This window comes from Shewanella sp. 10N.286.45.A1 (assembly GCF_041470405.1).
Taxonomy (GTDB): Bacteria; Pseudomonadota; Gammaproteobacteria; order Enterobacterales; family Shewanellaceae; genus Shewanella.
The window spans coordinates 1-17971 of the sequence record NZ_JBFRMK010000137.1 but is presented as its reverse complement, the minus strand read 5'-3'; the positions used below and the strand labels follow the sequence as shown (position 1 = coordinate 17971).

15 protein-coding genes are annotated in these 17971 nt (G+C 37.9%); 12 read left to right on the top strand and 3 right to left on the bottom strand.

The features are described from left to right. Positions 1-23 precede the first annotated feature (23 nt). The 11 genes from AB4238_RS11270 to AB4238_RS11220 all read left to right on the top strand — a co-directional run bounded on the left by AB4238_RS11270 (position 24) and on the right by AB4238_RS11220 (position 13193). Positions 24-638 carry a hypothetical protein gene (locus AB4238_RS11270; protein WP_372033533.1) on the top strand — a complete coding sequence of 205 codons (615 nt, stop codon included), beginning with the start codon at positions 24-26 and terminating at the stop codon, positions 636-638. A gap of 52 nt (positions 639-690) precedes the next feature. After that, positions 691-1005 carry a hypothetical protein gene (locus AB4238_RS11265; RefSeq protein ID WP_372033532.1) on the top strand — a complete coding sequence of 105 codons (315 nt, stop codon included), beginning with the start codon at positions 691-693 and terminating at the stop codon, positions 1003-1005. Between the two features lie 80 nt (positions 1006-1085). Next, entirely contained in the window at positions 1086-1427 is a 342-nt protein-coding gene (locus AB4238_RS11260) for a hypothetical protein (protein WP_372033531.1), read from the top strand. A gap of 237 nt (positions 1428-1664) precedes the next feature. Beyond that, positions 1665-2492: a TnsA endonuclease N-terminal domain-containing protein gene (locus tag AB4238_RS11255; RefSeq protein WP_372033530.1), complete on the top strand. Its 828-nt coding sequence runs from the start codon at positions 1665-1667 to the stop codon at positions 2490-2492. Then, complete coding sequence (locus tag AB4238_RS11250) at positions 2479-4620, top strand: transposase (RefSeq protein WP_372033529.1); 2142 nt, start codon at positions 2479-2481, stop codon at positions 4618-4620. The genes AB4238_RS11255 and AB4238_RS11250 overlap by 14 nt, the downstream gene beginning before the upstream one ends. Next, positions 4617-6038 (top strand): ATP-binding protein, encoded by a 1422-nt coding sequence (locus AB4238_RS11245; protein ID WP_372033528.1) that lies wholly within the window; start codon positions 4617-4619, stop codon positions 6036-6038. The genes AB4238_RS11250 and AB4238_RS11245 overlap by 4 nt, the downstream gene beginning before the upstream one ends. A 97-nt stretch (positions 6039-6135) precedes the next feature. Continuing rightward, positions 6136-7704: a TnsD family Tn7-like transposition protein gene (locus tag AB4238_RS11240; protein WP_372033527.1), complete on the top strand. Its 1569-nt coding sequence runs from the start codon at positions 6136-6138 to the stop codon at positions 7702-7704. 75 nt (positions 7705-7779) lie between these two features. Continuing rightward, positions 7780-9795, top strand: a complete 2016-nt coding sequence (locus AB4238_RS11235; RefSeq protein ID WP_372033526.1) for an ATP-binding protein — start codon at positions 7780-7782, stop codon at positions 9793-9795. Between the two features lie 19 nt (positions 9796-9814). Beyond that, positions 9815-11689 carry a hypothetical protein gene (locus tag AB4238_RS11230; protein WP_372033525.1) on the top strand — a complete coding sequence of 625 codons (1875 nt, stop codon included), beginning with the start codon at positions 9815-9817 and terminating at the stop codon, positions 11687-11689. A gap of 77 nt (positions 11690-11766) precedes the next feature. Further along, a complete protein-coding gene (locus AB4238_RS11225) occupies positions 11767-12804 on the top strand; it encodes a hypothetical protein (RefSeq protein WP_372033524.1) in 1038 nt (345 codons plus the stop codon). Positions 12805-12872: 68 nt separating this feature from the next. Continuing rightward, the gene (locus AB4238_RS11220; protein ID WP_372033523.1) at positions 12873-13193 is read left to right on the top strand and encodes a hypothetical protein; all 321 of its coding nucleotides are present in this window, start codon (positions 12873-12875) and stop codon (positions 13191-13193) included. A 111-nt stretch (positions 13194-13304) separates the two neighbouring features. Here the strand turns inward: AB4238_RS11220 and AB4238_RS11215 are convergent, their stop codons facing one another. Beyond that, positions 13305-13586 (bottom strand): helix-turn-helix domain-containing protein, encoded by a 282-nt coding sequence (locus tag AB4238_RS11215; protein WP_372033554.1) that lies wholly within the window; start codon positions 13584-13586, stop codon positions 13305-13307. A 171-nt stretch (positions 13587-13757) separates the two neighbouring features. Between AB4238_RS11215 and AB4238_RS11210 the strand changes: the two genes are divergently transcribed. Next, complete coding sequence (locus AB4238_RS11210; RefSeq protein WP_372033522.1) at positions 13758-15257, top strand: competence protein CoiA family protein; 1500 nt, start codon at positions 13758-13760, stop codon at positions 15255-15257. Positions 15258-15331: 74 nt separating this feature from the next. On the opposite strand, the gene AB4238_RS11205 is transcribed toward AB4238_RS11210, so the two are convergent. Together AB4238_RS11205 and AB4238_RS11200 are read right to left on the bottom strand one after the other, a co-directional pair. Continuing rightward, positions 15332-16297 carry a hypothetical protein gene (locus tag AB4238_RS11205; RefSeq protein ID WP_372033521.1) on the bottom strand — a complete coding sequence of 322 codons (966 nt, stop codon included), beginning with the start codon at positions 16295-16297 and terminating at the stop codon, positions 15332-15334. Between the two features lie 541 nt (positions 16298-16838). Then, the gene (locus AB4238_RS11200) at positions 16839-17597 is read right to left on the bottom strand and encodes a phospholipase D-like domain-containing protein (RefSeq protein WP_372033520.1); all 759 of its coding nucleotides are present in this window, start codon (positions 17595-17597) and stop codon (positions 16839-16841) included. Positions 17598-17971 lie beyond the last annotated feature (374 nt).

Below are 17971 nucleotides of genomic sequence, written 5' to 3'. Positions count from 1 at the left end.
TGATAGTTTTTGAAGGTGAGTCCATGCATAGTTACTTCATTCGTGTATTACTATGTAAAGGGTCTATAAATAACCTTGGGGCATTGAATGGCCTAGTAAGTCCTTCTGGAGCTGTAGGGATATTACCTAAGCTTGATAAAAAAGTTAGCAGCAGTTTTGATTATATTAGTGATCATCTGTTTAAGACCCTGCTTCTAGAGCATACAGCATTTAATGAACTTGGTTACTTTGATCTAGAAGAAATGAAAAATTACGTGCTTTTGGGAGGGAGCCCTGCTGACTATGGTGATGGTCTACACAAGATATATGGTGGAAAAACTCAACTTAGATATTGTCCAGAGTGTTTCAAAGTGCAGATAAAAGAATATGGGGTTTGTTGGTTTAGGCTAGATTGGCTATGTTCCTTGAGGTGTAAACTCCATAACTCGCCTCTATATCATGTGCGTAGTCGGCGGCTTGATTGCTGTGAAAAGCCGTCAAATATAAATCGAAATTTGCAGGCCGCTATGACAGGAAAGTGTACTTTTTGTGGTAAGTGCACTTGGAGTAATCCTAATGAAATTTATATTGGTGACCACAACCGTCACCAATATATTCTTTTTAATAAAAAGGAGCTTCATGATCGTGTATGGTTGTAGTGGTACGGTGAATTTGGCCACCTAGTTAGAGATGATAGATATAGGAGCGAGTATGAGCCAAGATATTATTGGATTTTGTGAATATTTTGCTACAGGTGAAGGTTTAACGCATATCTTGGTTTCTGGAACAGAAGAGCAAATCAAAGAGTTTTCGGGTCCTTACCTTTCATTAGGGATTGAGTTTTTCTCATTTGATGAGATGAAAAAAAATTTGCTCCGTTGTGAAAAAAGAGATACTGAAAATAGTACTGATGATGTGGTAAGGGCTGCTTGCATTTTGCATGAGCATTTACCTCATGTAGCAACACTGATAAAAAAGTATGGATATTGCTCTTTTTCATATAAGTCATACTTCAACTTAGGTTAAAACATATTCATAGCGTTCTGAGTTACTCTTTAAAACTGAGTATAATGAGACTAGTGTATTTTTAAAGTTGGTACTTCCTAATGAATAAAAAACCATCGCTAAAAGCAGAGGTTGAAAATGAAAAAACTGCAGAATCAATGGTTAATAGGTCATTATCTCAAAAGGATGAATCTATCAATTACGATAATATCTTTGACGCTGTAGATGAGGAAAAAGCTACTTTCCTCAAAGAAGACTCTGATCTGTTAATCGCTATTAGAGATATTTTGGCGGAATGTAAAATATCTAACTCAGCCGAACATCAGTTTGCTCTTAAGCGGATAGAGCAATTGTGGGGGGCGAAGCCTGATACTGCTTTGGGAAAAGAACTAAACAAGCTTGCTGATATCGTTTGCAATTATGAAGAGCAATTTTTGAGTTAGTGCATTTAAAATGTTTCAAGCAAAGGTGATGAAAGTGGCTCGTTACGGGCAAACTTTATTGTCTCATTCCCCCCTTACGGGCAAACTCTATTGTCGCTTCACAAGTATTGTGCAGAGGCAATAAAGTTGGCCCATAAGCAATAAAGTTGGCCCGTAACGGCGTTTTCAGACAATAAAGTTTGCCCATAGTGATGTTTGCTACTATGCTTTTTCTAGATAAATACATCGGAATAAGTTATGTCGCGCGGACGAAAACTTGAGTCTTTACAAGACTATCAGCGAGCCTTAAAAAATAAATATGGAATAGGTGAAGGCTCTGATTATAAGCCGTGGCTTAGAATTCAAGACGTAAAATCTCACGGAACTAGATCGTTAATTTTTGGGAGAAAGTCTCAGCGAGAACATCATATGATGTCTTCAATAGAGAGCGAGTTATTTTATTTAGCTGAGTTCTCTAACAGTGTTATCGATATAAGAGAGCAGTTTCCTATCTTGCCGCTTAACTATACGCAAAAAGTGGCAAGCATATTGGGAGTGAAACATCCAATACATCCCAAAACAAAAGAACCTATCATAATGACAACCGATCAGTTGCTTACAACTGACTCTCCCCAAGGTACGTCATATCACGCAATTTCAGTTAAGCCTGAAAGCGAATCAGATAATCAGCGTGTACTCGAAAAAATTGATATTGAAAGAGTTTGTTGGCAACTGTTGGGGGTTAAGTTTAGCTATTTTACAGGTAATGAGCTGACTAAAATCCAGAGTAGTAATCTTAGCTGGGCAACAAGCCCTTTCCGTGAAAATCCCGTCCTTTTTGCTGATGAACAGGTTGATAGTGCGCTAGCTGTAATTGAGGTTGGTCAATTCTTCCTTGAAGACCTGTGTAATCAATTCATATCAATGAATATCGCCTCACATGACGATGCTCTATTGCTTATTCGTTATCTAATAGCGGACAAGTTTATTGATGTGGATTTGTCATCAAAGATTACAGAAGTGGGAATATTAGATATCACATCTATAGCTATGACTGCGAGAGGTGTTATGAATGGAGCTTCCTAGAAACAGTGTTTGGGAGTTACACGACTCCGATTTAGCCGAAGATGGTTTATATCGAATTTTGGAGCTAATGCACGATGTTGAGTCGGTAGTTCTTTTCCCTTTAAATCAGACATCAAGAAGTGTTCGTCCTCTTGCTTTATCGATAGAAGCATTTACAGAGCATGTAAAAAGCCAGAAAGCCAAGAAGTCCGAGTTTAACCTACCTAGTTTTCTTTTGGTCGCAGAGGAAAATATCCCAGAAGAACATATTGCTCGAAGAGATAAAAACTATGCGTTAATTGAAGGTATTGTTTTTGATAGAGCTTTTGTTTTTGATTATGCAACGAAAAAACGTGTACCACATCTTGCTGAGTATGCGAGAACGATGGAAATCGACCGAAAAGTCTTGGCTAGATTACTCACTCAATATTGGCGTTATGGGCAGGATAAAAGCGCGCTTCTTCCTGCATTTTCCCTAAGTGGTGGCTTGGGAAAGGAGAGGAGAACGACAGGCAATCCATTAGGCTCTCCTAAGCAACCAAGAACGGTAGCGGTAGAAAGGGCTGCAAAATACGTTATTTCAGATATAGATAAAAGTAAGTTTAAGAAAGCACTGAAAAAGTATTATTTAAAAAAGACCTGCCTGACGTTATCAAAAACGTACAAAAATATGCTCGTTGATAGCTATGCAGATGAGGTTCGCATTGCTCATTCCTGTGGAAGACCTCCTTTAGTCCCAACACTTAAGCAATTTAGCTATTGGGCAAAAAAGCTATTTAATAAAGAAGAGATGGTTAAGGGGAGAACGACCGAAAATGATCATCTCAGGAATAAAAGAGGTTTATTAGGAAGTGTTATTCAAGATAGTTACTTGCCCGGAACTCACTTTGAGATAGATGCAACGGTAGCCGATGTTCACATCGTTTCTGAGCTAGGTTCTCAGCACTTATTAGGTAGGCCAACGATTTACATTGTGATCGATAGAGCGAGCCGGATGATTGTTGGCATGCACGTCTCTCTTTATCATGCATCATGGCGCGCCGCGAGACAGGCACTAGCAAATAGCTTTTTACCTAAGGCTGATTATTGTAAGGAATTCGGTGTGGATATTCACGATTCTGAGTGGCCTTGTTCGCATATTCCAAAGGAGTTGGTTTGTGATAATGGCGAGATGATTGGCTTAAAGGCACAGAAAGCCCTTACTCCAATGACGAGACTATCTTTTACTCCTCCTTACAGACCTGATTGTAAAGGGGTCGTTGAAAAGCGGTTCGATATTTTGAATAAAGAGCTGATTCATGATTTTTTGGGGACAACTAGAGGGGGGAATAATGTTGTTAGAGGTACTCGAGACCCAAGAAAAGATGCTATCTACACTTTAAGGGAAGTGACTACTGAAATCATAAAAGCTATTCTTGAACATAATAGATCTATTTATGACGACTTGGCTTTCTCAAGTCCACTTTTAATCGAGAATGACTTACCGCCAACACCGATCAACTACTGGAAAGTTCATCTTGCTAAACATAAACACGATCTTCAAGCAGCACTTCCTGATGAAGTTATAGCTCGCTTACTTCCCCCCGCAAAAGTAAGTATGACACGCAGTGGAGTACATTTTAACGGGCTATATTACTCTTGCAGGGAAATTGAAGACCGGAATTTGGCATCGGTAGCAAGAACATCAGGTCAATGGCGCTTAGAAGCTCGGATTGATGAAAATACGACAAATCATATCTATGTGCGGTTAGATAAAAATTATGGATTCACGCTTTGTCATCTTCTACCTCGTAGCCGTATGTTTGGTGGTAAATCAATGTACGAATCTGATTTCATGCAAGATTGGCTCGACTCAAAAAAAGAGCAAGCTCCTATAAGTGTCACTTCAATAGATGATCATAAGTATCGCCAAAAGATGGCGTTAGATGCAAAAAAACGCAATAAGAACGCTACTAGCATTAGCTTCAATCAAAAAATAAAAAACACCCGTCAGCATCGCACCGATGAGCTAAGAGCAACAACGAATATGCTTGAAGACAGTAAAGGGAATGTAGAAGTCATTGCAACTCCTGAATCAAAAGCAGTGGTAAGCAAAGTTGTATCTCTCCCTGTTGGTAGAAAACGAAGAACAAAAGGAGAAACGTCATGAGTGGAGTCAAGGCTATCTATCATGATGCTATCCTGTCGGAGCACCAAGGAAATCCATTAATTGAAGCCTTACCTCCTAAGCGTTCTTGGGAAGAGGTAATGGCAGTATTTAGTAATTATCCGGATTATGCTGAAGACATTGCAGATCATCCTAGCCCTTTAGTTCGTGATGAGTACTTGAATCGAATCGAGGAGTTAAGGCAGCCATTGACGGACTATGAAGCATGTTTTAGAGCGATAGAAAGAGCCATTAAAAAAGGTTACTCAGCAAAAAATCCATTAAGCCCAACAACCGCACAGTACTTGCATTATTTAGTGGATGAAAGGCCTGATGTCGCGCCTAGAACGGGCTTTTTCCAACCTAAAGGTGATGGTTTAACATTGATTGGAGAAAGCGGGGTAGGAAAAACATCTATGCTTGAACAGGTGCTTGGTTACTTTCCAAGCATCATTGAGCATGAGTCATATAAAGGCCAACCATTAGCTCTAAGAAAGCAAGTAGTTTGGATTAAAGTTGACTGCCCAAGTAATTCTAGCGTTAGAGATCTGTGTGAAGAGATTCTAGCTTCGTTAGACTTGGCATTAGACAGAGAAAAGACGAAACCTGCTGGAACGATAGGGGCGTTAGTTCGTCAACTGGAGCAGTGCATTAAATCTAGCTTTCTTGGGATGTTGGTTATTGATGAAATGCAAAACCTTCAGTTTAAACGAACTGGCGGCGAGAATAACTTATTAAAGTTTTTACATAGATTGGTAAATAAACTTGGAGTGCCTCTTTTCTTTGTGGCTAACCCACCTTTTGATCTGACCTTAATTAAAGAGTTAAAAGCCGCTAGACGAGCAGAAAGTGGTTATCACCATACTATGTCTGTTCTTGGTAAGGAAAGTGCTTCGTGGAATGCATTCATCGACCAGCTTTGGAATTATCAGTGGACTAATGTGTACACAGAACTCACACAAGATTTAAATGAAGCTCTTCATAGGCTGTCTGTTGGCAATATCGATATGGCAAGCCGTACCTATAGAGAAGCGCAACGTTTAGTGATTGGCTGTGCAGATGAAAGGATCACCGTATCGACTCTTGAAGCTGGTAATGCTGTGGCATGTGGTTTATCAAGGCAAACTAATGAGGTTAATGAGTTAAAAACAGTGGTTGCATTACCGAGTGGGAAACAACGACGTATTAAGAAAGTCGATACCCCATCACAGGTGTTTGCTGTAGATAAAACTGGAGATATTACTAAACCACAACACCCAGAGTTTACCTCTCGGTTAATTGAATTGCTTGGTGCAGTTGATATAGGTGATAGGATAAAAGATCCTGATGTATTTCAACAGGCTGGGGAGTCAAAAGATCCCATTCGTTTTTTAAGACAGCAAAAGTTGATGCTTGATGACCCGTTAACAGAGTTGCTTTAGTGATGCGGAGTATAGAGCTATTAACCCTGTTAATTCTACAACTCGTATAATCTAGTCTAAAATTTAGCCATTGTGTAACTAGATTTGCTATGGGGGGATGATGCAGATTCCCCCTGCTTTTCCTGATGAAATCTTTTTTAGCCGTATTATTCGTCACTTTACTTTAAGTGGCATGACTACTGCGGACTATCTTTTTACTACACTGAGTAATCATAAAGTAAGTATCCACCCCTATTTAACTGCAGGACTAGATAAGTTTAGTAAACTAAGTCTGGAGACTCCTGCTGAACTGCTAAACGAACAGACGCTGGCCCCGTTGTTTATTCATTTTTTGCCATCTTATGCATCGACTATTTCATTAGGCTTAATATCCACTAATGCCACAGATGCTATAAGGGCTTGTCAATTAGTCTGTGTGCGTGAAAAAGAGCCTCTCTCGATCAAGTATTGCCCTGCGTGCGCAAAAGCAGATGCTGAAAATTTTGGGGTGTCCTATTGGCATCGGAGTCATCAAATTCCTGGCATAGAGTCATGCTCAAGTCATCAAGTAAAGTTGGTTCACTTTCCATTAAAAGGACGCTCTAGGTTAAACCTTAGCTTGCTTCCACCTTCGGGGGAAAAACCTATCCGAAGCAGTGTTCTTAGTCGCGATTTTGCTCGGTATTCATATGAGCTATTGCAACGGGTAAGTCAGGTTAATAAACCGTTTAAATTAAATGATGCTAAAGAGCTCCTTTACAAACTTGGCTATGTTTCTGACAAGGGGCACTACCGAAGAAAACTTATACTTAGCGACCTGTACCAATTTACCCAAGAGTTCGGTTATGACTCACAGGATTGGTTGCCTGATTCTGATACAGATTATCGCTACATATCCTACCTCCGATCTGAAAAGGTTGCTCAGCAGCCATTAAAGTACCTTGTGTTAGGTTTTTGGTTGTCAAAGCTGACGGGACCTACTAAGCGAAGAGAGTCAATTTCAAAAGATGAAGACCTTAAACATCAACTAGAAAAAAAGTGTATTGAATTACTGCATCAAGGTGAGTCAATGGCTAGTGTTAGTCGACTTACAGGGAAAAGTCGATGTTTCATAAAGGCCCTTGCATTAAGGCTTGGTATCCCCGTTAACCTTAAACCTAAACAGATAACACAGAGCATGAAGGCGAAGATTATGTTTCTTGCCAAAAAAGGCTTTCATCGCAAAATTATTGCTGCCCGAGTTGGTGTATCGATTGGAAGTGTGGAGCAACAGATTTCTATTTCACCAGAGCTGGTTCAATGGCGTAAGCAATGCAGGCATGAATCTAAAAGGAGAAAATATAAGCTGCAAATAACCCGATTTATCCAGCGAAAACCAAACGCTATTCGGAAGCAAATAAAGTCTTCATGCAATGCTGCATTTTTCTGGTTGTATGCGTATGAAAAGCAATGGCTAGAGGCAAATCTGCCAGCAGCTAAAAAGCCTGTAATTAAGCCTAAAGTGGATTGGCACCAGAGAGACTTACTATTAGTACCTAAAGTCTGTTCTCTTATGAGAAAGCACCACAATCGGCTATCACGAACACAGCTTGATCTACTGCTAGGTGGGCATGGTTGGTTTACTAAAAAAAAGCATAAGCTTCCAAATTCATTGATGAAGTACCGGAGCTTATACGAAGGTAAATAATGTGAAATGCCGCTACTCTCCGCCTTTACTCGTGTGATATGTTATTTGGTATGAGGTTAATAACTAGTTGACTATATGAGCTTTAATGAATTTGTTGGGACTGCAGAAATAACGGATTTGGGGATAAGGAAACACTTTACTAAGTGGAAGAAAACTCCTCTACAGGCAATTATTGAACTTGTAGCAAACGGTTTTGACGCTAATGCATTGAATGTATATGTAGATATCAAGTTTAACGAAATAGATGGATTGGAGTCTGTGTTTGTCTTAGATGATGGTTCGGGTATTGACATTGGACTTTGTTCTGAGCATTTTTCCAGGTTTTTTGAATCATCTAAAAGAGATAATGACGATTTACAAGGAGCTCATGGAAGAGGAAGATTAGCTTTTCATCTTCTCTGTAATTCAGCTACTTGGTATACAAAAACAAACGCTATAAAAAATGCAAAAATTTCAATTCAAAATGGGACTTTGAGAGAGTTTAGAGCTGCGGAGTTATCTGAACATGAACAAATATCACTATTAAATCAGTATAGTCACGGAACTTGCGTAGAGCTTACTAATTTTTCAACTAATTTGCCTGCAATAAGTGCTATTACATCTAAGCTTCAAAGTGAGTTTGGTTGGCGATTAGCGCTTAATACCAATAGAAAGTTATTCTTAAATGGCATTGAAGTCGAAGTACCTGAAAATCAATTGATTAATAAACAATTTTCAATTGAGGATGAGATTTTCGATGTGTCATTTGTGAGGTGGTTTGATAAGCCTGGACTGGAGAAGTCTTATAACTATTTGGTGAATTCTGAAGGACGTGTTGTCTATCGAGATCTAAGTAGTTTTAATAATAAAACAGATTTTTATTTGAGTACATACACAGCATCTGGTTGGGTAGAAAACTTTGATAAATATAGCAGTGAACTTAATTTTACTAATAGACCTTTAGCCAATCCAAACAGTCCAGTTTTTAAAGAGTTGATGAAAAAAATTCACCAAGTCAGCTCTGATATTTATGAACAATTTCAAATCGAGCAAGTAGAAATACAGATAGCATTGTACGAGACTAAAGGGTACTTTCCTGAGAATCTTAAACTACCAGAAAGCGAGAGGAATTGGCGCCGTAAGAATATAAAAAGTGTAGTTAGAGAGATTTATGTTGTAGATCCAACTCTCTTTAGAAATTTAAAACCAAAACAGACCAAAATACTTATTGCCTTGCTAGATAAGTTATTAGTTTCGAATGAAAATGATGAGTTGCTGGATGTTCTAGAGTGCGTTTTGGGACTAGAAGAGGAAAAGCTCACTACCTTGTCTAATCAACTTTCAAAGACATCATTAGAAAATGTCATTGCTACAATAGAGGTTCTTCAGAAGCGTGACTTGGCAGTACATAAGTTACGGGAACTAATGGTTAAGCATTATAAAGATATCTTAGAAACTCCAGACCTACAGCAAATAATTGAAAAGAACACATGGCTCTTTGGAAGCCAATACACATTAATTGGAGCCGAAGAAGTTGATTTTCAAAAAAACGCGGAACATTTGAGAAGTCATGTTCGTGGAATTAACACTCTTGACGAAGAGGATTTCGATCAAAAAGATTTAGATGAAGGCCTAAGTATTGAGGGAGTAAGGAGGCAAGTAGATTTGTTTCTTGCTCGCAAAACGATGGCTTTTGACTCTTCGAATAAGCCTTACTTTAAGTGCACTATCATTGAAATCAAGAAGCCAAGTATAGCTCTAAATCGTAAACACCTTAATCAGATCAAAGATTATGCGAGGATTATAGGTCAACACGTAGGTTTTTCTGATCAAAAAATGAAGTTTGAACTAATTCTTGTTGGTAGGAAAGTTTCCGATTGTGATTTTGAAATCCCTTCAGCACTTGAAACTGCAGAAGAGAAGAATGAACCTGGTCTAGTTTTCAGCCATGATAAAGGTCGCATTAAAGGGTTTGTGAAGACATGGGCAACTATTTTTGATGAGTTTGAATTAGCTAATCATTACTTACTCGAAAAGTTAAAACTCAAGAGAGAGTCACTAGAGCATGAAACGCCTAATTCTTTAGTATCGGGCCTTCAAATAGAGTATTAATCAGGGAGCAGGTATTTAGATGATTAAAGAATTTGAACAAAAGGATGGAAAAAAGCTTCAGTTAACCGAAAGTACTATTGAGCATATAATTAAAGGCAACTTTGTCGTTAGGCCCATGCAAAGTAAAGAGCATATGACAGTCTTAAGCGGGGGACTACATACGTATGATGCTTGGGTTGAGTTTAAGAAAGGTTATGAGGACGAACTAGAGCACCTCCATTTTTTTAATAGTGCACAACATACATTTTGGTACTATGCGAGAGAGCTTGGGAATGGTGTTATTACTTTAAGGTTGCCTAAAGAACTATTCTCAGGCAAGGCGGCTAAAATAACAATGTACCCTGACGAGTATTATAAGTCAGGGTATCTTTGGAAGACTTTGTTTCCAAAAGGTTATGGTCGAGAGAAAATAATCAGTTTAGTTGGTGAGGCATTAGAAAATGAGGATGTTGGTCAAAGAAAAAAAGGTCAAATTGTTGGCTATATAAACAATTATGATCCCTTATTGAAGATGAAGGTAGTTATTCTGCATCGAGGTAAGGAAATCAAATCAGTATATCCTGCATGGACACAACCTAACTCTGGGAATAATGGTAAGCCATACAGTCACTATGAAAATATAGGTTTCGTAATAGCACAATCAACAGAGTACTTTAATGATCGTGATAAAATTAAATCTCCAATAATATTTAATTTTGCCGGGCGAGCTATAGAACCTGAAGAACTCCATTTATATACTCCAGATATCTTTACCCAACGAGTAAACCCGAAGCCTAAAGATTCTTTATCAGAATGGAAATTAGCTAGGAGGACTGAGCTAAAGTCACATCAATTGACATCGCAGGAAAACGACTTAGTTTTCAGTTATCTAAATGATTTTTCCTTGATTAAATATTGTCCGGAAATCACTTCTGGAGTATATACATACGCTTTAGAAGAGGTGTTAACTAATAGTCAATTCAATAATGCTTTTATGATAATTCAAAACATTATAGATGGATTGCATTATCTATTTGTTAATAAACAATATGACCGACTTATTGTTACCATTGATTTTCTATTGAAGAATATGGTGTCGCATACTCTGTTTGACTTAATGTCAAAGAAAAGGCTTCTTTCAGCGATGATAAACATCGTTGTTGAATCAAACATTCCCCAACTTTCCTATAAGTTTTTGCTAGCTCTTGCCTACTCCCCTGTACGGAGGGAGGCTTATATAGAATATAATATCGATTCACTTAATAAAAAGAAGCTAAAACCACATCTTCCTTTAGAACAATTCCCTAATGATTTCGTTATGGTAAAAAATCCAGCTTTAGACATAAAGATAGAATTTGATGATTTTATTGAAATCTTGAAAGAGGCTTTGGGGGAAACTTATACTTTAAATTTTAAAGAAGATGAGCTAGATAACCTATTGAGAGATGTAGTTTCAAATCAAGAGCCGAATTTTACTAATTTAGTAGAAAACTCTCTTAAATTCTTTAGTCGAGAAGATTTTACTTCTCTTTCACATGTTATAGAGGACATGTTGAAACAAGCTTCTCAATATGAAAATAGGGATATGGAGGAACTATCTACAGCAGTCGGTATTATTCTTAGGGATTATTGCAGAATTCAGGTTGCTCATAGGCAAAGGATCAACGCTCGTTATATTGATTATCATGAGTATGCGAATGACATGTACCTTCCTTTAGATGCTGAGCTGCTGTTTGGAACCATATTAAAACATGAGCGGTGGACAAATTCACAAAATTTAGAAGTTTTTACAAAAGGTGTTATTAACTTTTCAGAACAGACTAATAATCATCAATTAAAAAATGATGCTGAGAACTTTAGAAGGAATATTGGCAAAGATAAACCTCCTTTACCTGAAAGAATTGGGGGGAGATAGTTATTAGTTAGTTTCGATTGCATATGGGGTTAGCTATTTAAGGCGAATAGGGCGGTTTTGTTTAAAGCAAGACTTAAATGTCGTTTGGTAATCATAAAACTATGTATATTCAAGATGATGAGTCACTTCAAAGCGCAATCTTTCGGTCAATTGTATTGTCTGGTGAAGATTCGTTTGAAAATGTAGTTGGAGATAATGGTAATTGGTTACATAGACCAAAAGTTTCTGGCCGAGGTGGTGATTTTTTTCAAAACATAGACTTTCTCAAGCTAGTTGAGCTTGCCAGACGATCAGGGGGGGCTCAACCTACTGAAGGACGCTTTGGCACTTTTTCAAGTTTAGCTAATGAACTCTTTGATACTTTTATCGAACGGGACAATTGTAGCTCCGTTGAAAAAGGCACACTTAAAGTTGGCTATTGTGAGCAATGTATTCAAGAGTCTATTAAGAACCTAGGTTTTGGGTATTTAAAGTCTGAGTGGATAAACTGGAAGACTGACAAGCTATGCCTAAAGCACCAAACTCCCCTTCATTATATTGCTTCTAACTCTCGAAAGAAGACTGTAAAAGCTATTGCAAAAGCGCTCTCTGGTGATTTCTCTATCGAAGTATGGAGGGGGCGTAAAGGGTATATCGAAAATTATCCTTTTCACCTAAATTTCGAGCAGCCTTTGAAGTTAAGAAAAACTGAAGTTTGCTACCTACCTTGCGCGAAGCAGGATCTCTATTGTTGGCTATCAAAGAATATTGGAAGGTTTAATCGTAATAATAAGCTCCGTAAGAGTCTTTGGTTTAAGAACTTTAGCTCTTACACATTTTTGTCAGATGAAACACTTGAGTTCATGTGTGATGCTATAGAGCAGAACGAGGTTGATGGGATTGCTGATTTTATTTATTCATATTTAGAGGAAACTTCGTGTGAATATGGCAAAAAGGGTAGGTTCCTTTTCCAATATAATGCGTATAAATCTAAATTCCAGAGTTGTTCAAAGTGTACGTTGTACTCTGCTGATGAGATATGTCCAAAGTTTGCAATTATTCAGGTCGGAGATGCAGGTAAGCAATATATAGCCGCGCCAGCTCATTTTTGCGGTGTAGTATTGCAAGCTTTTTAACTCGAGGATTAGCCGCTACACAGAACTACTATACTAATGAGAGTATGCTAAAAATTGGTATCTATTATATGAAAAAAAAGTCAAAAACTCCGAAGGCTTTTAAGAGTGATGTAGTGAAGCAAGAGTCCCTTACTCAAAGACTAACATTTGAAAATATATTTGAGGTGATGGATAAGGATAATGCTGCTTTTCTTAAAGAAAATTCGGACATGTTCATTGTTATTAGAGATGTGTTAACTGCCAATCAGATATCTAATTCCGTAGAGCATTTTCTTGTTCTTAAGCGGATCGAACAATTGTGGGGAGTTGAGCCGGAGAGTATTTTGGGAAGAGAACTCGATAAGTTAGCAGATATTGCCTGTAAGTATGAAGATCAAATATTAAGTTAACGCCTTTAAGGACATATGTAACTTACTGATTTGACATATTTCAGAGTGTAAAAAACAAAAGTGAAGAGCCTGTTTTTTAGTTGGAGAATTTTTTTATTCTTCTTATGTGAGTTACTCAATGGCCTGATAGCCTAGCTTTAGCTCAAAACCACAAGCCTTTGCATAACTGTCCAAAGTTTTCAGTGTAGGATTACTACGACCTTTCTCTAAACGAGAAATATTTGTCTCTTTTGTCCCCATATGCTTAGCAATTTGGCGCTGTGTCAGGCCTGCAGATTTACGCATGCTTAATAAGACATCAATAACCATGAATTCAAGATTAAGCGTTTGATACTCTTCATTAAAGCTCGGGTCTTCTGATGCTCTTTTTTTTAGTGACTGTAAGTCTGTCATTTTCACAATGTTGGTATTCCCATAGTAAGGTGAATTGATGTTTACTGGTGCAGCATAGCATCTCTGCTGACTATTATCATATATGATATGTTAGGCGTATATATTTTTATTATCAAATGGTACTACCTTGAGTTAATATTTTCCTGATATGGGAGCTTGAAAGGATTCATTGTGTCTGATGTTAAAATTGCTTGGGGGCTCAGCGCTAATGGCGTTATGCGTCATATTTCTGAGGTTGAAAGAGGGAAGACGTGCGGTTGTATATGCCCCTCAATAAATTGCTCTAGTCCCCTTATTGCAAATCAAGGCTCGAAAAAAGCTCATTACTTTTCGCATCAAACGAATACGGACTGTAGTGGAGAGTCAGCATTGCACCTTGCTGCAAAACAAATCTTAGAAGAATCTGCATCTGAAAACTCAAATCTTATTTTACCTGAAATTCATGGTATTTATTCCATGGCAGATATGGCTGGTGAAGTTGTAGAGCGCTCTAGAGTAGAACTTGCTTGCTTTCAATTGAAAGAGGTTAAGCAAGAAGTAAGGCTGAGTAATGAGCTGATTGCCGATGTGGTGAGTCAATCGATCAAATATGAAACGTTGGCGGTTGAGATTTTTGTTACTAATGCAAAGGATGAACAAAGTGAAATCAAGTATAAATCCGTGGGAGTTGATGCAATTGAAATAGACTTAAGCGCGTTGTCTTGGAATGTTGATCGTAATGACTTGAAAAAAGCTGTATTGGAAACAGCAAATCGTAGGTGGCTCCACTGCACAAAAAAATATGAGTTAGATAGAGAATTAAAGCTTCAAGTCAATGATGAGGTCAACTCTGCTAACCAAAGTTATCTAGCCAATATATACGATATAGCAAAATCTCTAAGCGCCAATCTCAATATGCCAAATTTTACCTGGCCCTCGCTGAAAGCTAATCGCAAACTATCTAATTCCAACACTTTTACCGTATTCCGAAACCCTAGAGTTACACGTTTTAATGAGGAGTGGTTACCCTTTGCGTACGGATACAAGGGAACTGCTGTTGTTGAAGGAAAAACGAATGTAGATGTTGCATTGTTCGTAGCAGGCAATCATCACAAGATAACAAGCAGTAAAAATGCCACCTTGTTAATAGGCTTCGATGAGAAGTCTGATACAGACTATTCTCGATTTTATCTCGATTGGCGGAACATAGACTCTTGGCAGAAAAGGTTAGAAAAAATTGCTGATATTGAGTTAGCTCAAAAAGAAAGGGAAGATGTTCAAAAGATACAAAAAGTTTCCTCTTTCGCTCATAATTTTAGAGAAGCCGATGAAGTGGTAAAAATGCAAATCCTTTGTAAAAAGCTTGGATTAAAACCACCTAAACAATCTTCAAAGCATGTGTATTGTTGGAATGCTTCTTGGGATGTTTGGCGAACAGTTGTTTGGGTATACAAAATTCACGGTAATGAAGGCTATACAATTGATTCTAGCGCTATTGCTTCAGATCTTTGGATAGAGTCTTTATTGGGCTTTTCAACAAATGACAGCGCTTATGAATCTCGAAGGAAAATGGTTGGTTTTTGGCTAAAAAAATTGTTCGAGTTAGGCTTTTTAAGAAGAGTCGGTTGGACTAAGTATGAAGTAGAAAAGAGTCATTTAAAAGATTTCCTTCCCTGGCAATATATAAAATAATGATGATGTGCATCAATTAATTTTAGAATAGGCTACCGCTTCGATGGAGTCGAGGCAGTAGCCTTAGTCATAGCTTAAAGGAAAAACTTTCCTTCTAAGTTAAAGCCAAATGGAGCAGGTATTACTAACTTTTTCAATTCTTCAAGCTCACCACGCCTCGTGTATATGTCTGTTAAATACGAATTGCCATGGCCTTGAAGGTATGCACTGGTTTGTCGTTCTAACCAGCCACTGCATACAACGCCTACAAATTTTGAATAGTGCTTTCTATTTGCTAACGGACTAGGGGTGGTAAATTCTTCTTTTTGCCTCCCTTCTAAGTATGCTTGAGGGTGGTTCTCATGTTGATATTTCCACCAAATACTTATTTGGAGTTCTCCATGCCCTACATCACGCCACTGGATTACTGAGTTATGGCCTGCAATTAATGCTTCTATGTACCCGCTGCCATCTTTAGTTGATTCATTCCAATTAAGCGAAAATTTTCGTTGAATAAGGAGTTCATTGATACCTAGGGATAATAGTTTTCTATATGGGTTTATATTCTTATTTGAAGGGATTGTATTTCGGTTGACTGGAGGGTATGTCTCCTCCGTTTCGTCAAAGTCAGGTTCATCAAAGGCGTTAACACTAACCTCTACAGTGTTATACGGGTCTAATCTATCAATTTTATCAAGAATATCTCTAGGATTAGAGTCGTCGAATTTAACGAAGTAACTGTATATCAAGTCATCATCGCTACTGTTCTCTTCAACCTCCCAACTTAGTGTGCTTAATTCATCATCTGTAATACCAAGTTCTTGAGCGAAGGCCGACTCTTGATGTTGAGGGGATATTTTTGATTTATGAATTGAATTGTTTCTTAATTGGGCGAGGGCTTTACTCCATCCACAACTCATCCCATTCGCTTTCGCGATACAGTCTAATGCTGAGCTTAACGGTATTTGTTGGGACTTCGATAGTAATTTAGCATCTTGCTTCAGACGCTTTACATTTCGACCCGAGGGGAACTGTAATTTCTCATTTGATTGCATAGCCATTTCAAAAACCTCACTAACACTGCTTTATATCAGTAAGTGGCCGACTCACTACAGAGAAGCAGTTCTGTGTGATTTAGAAATAGGATTTGAAATTGAACTGCGACCTGAAGGGGTCTTCGCCATCTCTTTGAGAGGTCGGCTAGCGAGCGTGCAGTTGGCTCTAGACTCAGCATAGCCGACTTTAGTACTCTATTTCAATAGAAATGGCTGAATTGCATTCAAAAAGAAGCGACTAAATTTCATTCGAGCTGTTTAGCGGCTTTATACTAGTTGAACCGACATCAAGGTATGCAGTTAGGTGGTAAGGAATGTTTTAACTTACTTTGTATGTTTGTGCATTGTGTAACTATCTTTATGAGGGTGTGCTAACAGTCAATAGCAAGCGTAGGTACTGATAAGTTGAGGAATTTGGGCTTTGCTAATAAAAACGGACTGTGTGATCTCTAAAATTTGTTAGTGGTTAAAGTTTTATTATTGAACCACTAACAATCTTTCGTCAGTTGATGGTGTTTTATTGAATTGAGCTAGTTACAAGTCTAAATCAAAACTTTTCATGTGCTCCATTGTAAAAGTCACGCATATTTTGATGCTTCTCTGCTTCAGTTTCCAGGTTGTCGTTCTCTTCGATATTTAACTTTACAAGCTCGTGAAATCCTTTTGTTTTGATAAATTCGGGGGTTATATTTGAAACATTATAGTTTGATATCGATTCGCTAAATAGGAAACATCTAGCCCATTCATCATAAAAGGTCTCAGCTGTATACTCATCCTCTATAACCACAATGTTTTCTCTTGAAAATGTTGCGTTTTTAGAAAAATTAAATGAACCCGTTACTACCGTTTTAGGGGCAACTTCTCCATCAATATTTATATCGCAAAAAACCAAAAACTTATGATGTAAAGCAGGGTTTTGTCCTGTGGTGTATTGCGTTGCTTTAACCCCAAAAACTCTAATTGATTCTGTGTTTTTATGGTGTGGAGGAGTCAAGTCAATGGTATAGAAAGGCTCTGGGAGCTCATCTATAAATACATCCCACGGAAGAAATGCGCTATTAAGCTTTTCATAAAACTTTTTTGATTTATGAATCTCTATTTTATCCAAAACTATGCATGATTTTATTTTTTTTTGGGAGAGGGATTTAATAATTGCTTCATTTCTTAAATTGAGCGCACAACCGACTACAATAGTGTGTTTCTCAAGTAATTGTACTATTGGTATTTCTATGTCACTGAAATAGACATTTATTCCATTAGTGGAGATTCTTGTTCCAGATGCTTGAAATAGATCATTAAAATTCAATTTATTAGCCCCTTCCCTGTGCGCAAGTTATATGTTTATGTTTCACAATCCAGCATTCTAAGTGAACGATAGAATCGTTTTCAAGCTTGTGTGTTTTCGTATCTATTGATTTTTTGGTAATTCATACAATATCTATTGGTTTACATATAGCTATAAAGCATGAGTAATGGGCCAACTTTAATGTCTCATTCCTTCTTTACGGGCCAACTCTTTTGTCGCTGCACAAGTATGTATTGGTGGAATTAAAACGAAGACTGTTGAAATTGCGCCGAAGACAAAGCGAGTTAAGCTAATGACTGTTAGTCTAACAGGCATTAGCTTAACTGTGCGAAGAGGGTAATTCTCCAGTGCCCGTGCGATGGTAAGCCCCTAGT

What these genes read in the sequence shown, in the direction of transcription:
- AB4238_RS11270 (WP_372033533.1), top strand. Translation starts at nt 24, where the DNA reads ATGCATAGTTACTTCATTCGTGTATTACTATGTAAAGGGTCTATAAAT.
- AB4238_RS11265 (WP_372033532.1), top strand. Translation starts at nt 691, where the DNA reads ATGAGCCAAGATATTATTGGATTTTGTGAATATTTTGCTACAGGTGAA.
- AB4238_RS11260 (WP_372033531.1), top strand. Translation starts at nt 1,086, where the DNA reads ATGAATAAAAAACCATCGCTAAAAGCAGAGGTTGAAAATGAAAAAACT.
- AB4238_RS11255 (WP_372033530.1), top strand. Translation starts at nt 1,665, where the DNA reads ATGTCGCGCGGACGAAAACTTGAGTCTTTACAAGACTATCAGCGAGCC.
- AB4238_RS11250 (WP_372033529.1), top strand. Translation starts at nt 2,479, where the DNA reads ATGGAGCTTCCTAGAAACAGTGTTTGGGAGTTACACGACTCCGATTTA.
- AB4238_RS11245 (WP_372033528.1), top strand. Translation starts at nt 4,617, where the DNA reads ATGAGTGGAGTCAAGGCTATCTATCATGATGCTATCCTGTCGGAGCAC.
- AB4238_RS11240 (WP_372033527.1), top strand. Translation starts at nt 6,136, where the DNA reads ATGATGCAGATTCCCCCTGCTTTTCCTGATGAAATCTTTTTTAGCCGT.
- AB4238_RS11235 (WP_372033526.1), top strand. Translation starts at nt 7,780, where the DNA reads ATGAGCTTTAATGAATTTGTTGGGACTGCAGAAATAACGGATTTGGGG.
- AB4238_RS11230 (WP_372033525.1), top strand. Translation starts at nt 9,815, where the DNA reads ATGATTAAAGAATTTGAACAAAAGGATGGAAAAAAGCTTCAGTTAACC.
- AB4238_RS11225 (WP_372033524.1), top strand. Translation starts at nt 11,767, where the DNA reads ATGTCGTTTGGTAATCATAAAACTATGTATATTCAAGATGATGAGTCA.
- AB4238_RS11220 (WP_372033523.1), top strand. Translation starts at nt 12,873, where the DNA reads ATGAAAAAAAAGTCAAAAACTCCGAAGGCTTTTAAGAGTGATGTAGTG.
- AB4238_RS11215 (WP_372033554.1), bottom strand. Translation starts at nt 13,586, where the DNA reads ATGACAGACTTACAGTCACTAAAAAAAAGAGCATCAGAAGACCCGAGC.
- AB4238_RS11205 (WP_372033521.1), bottom strand. Translation starts at nt 16,297, where the DNA reads ATGGCTATGCAATCAAATGAGAAATTACAGTTCCCCTCGGGTCGAAAT.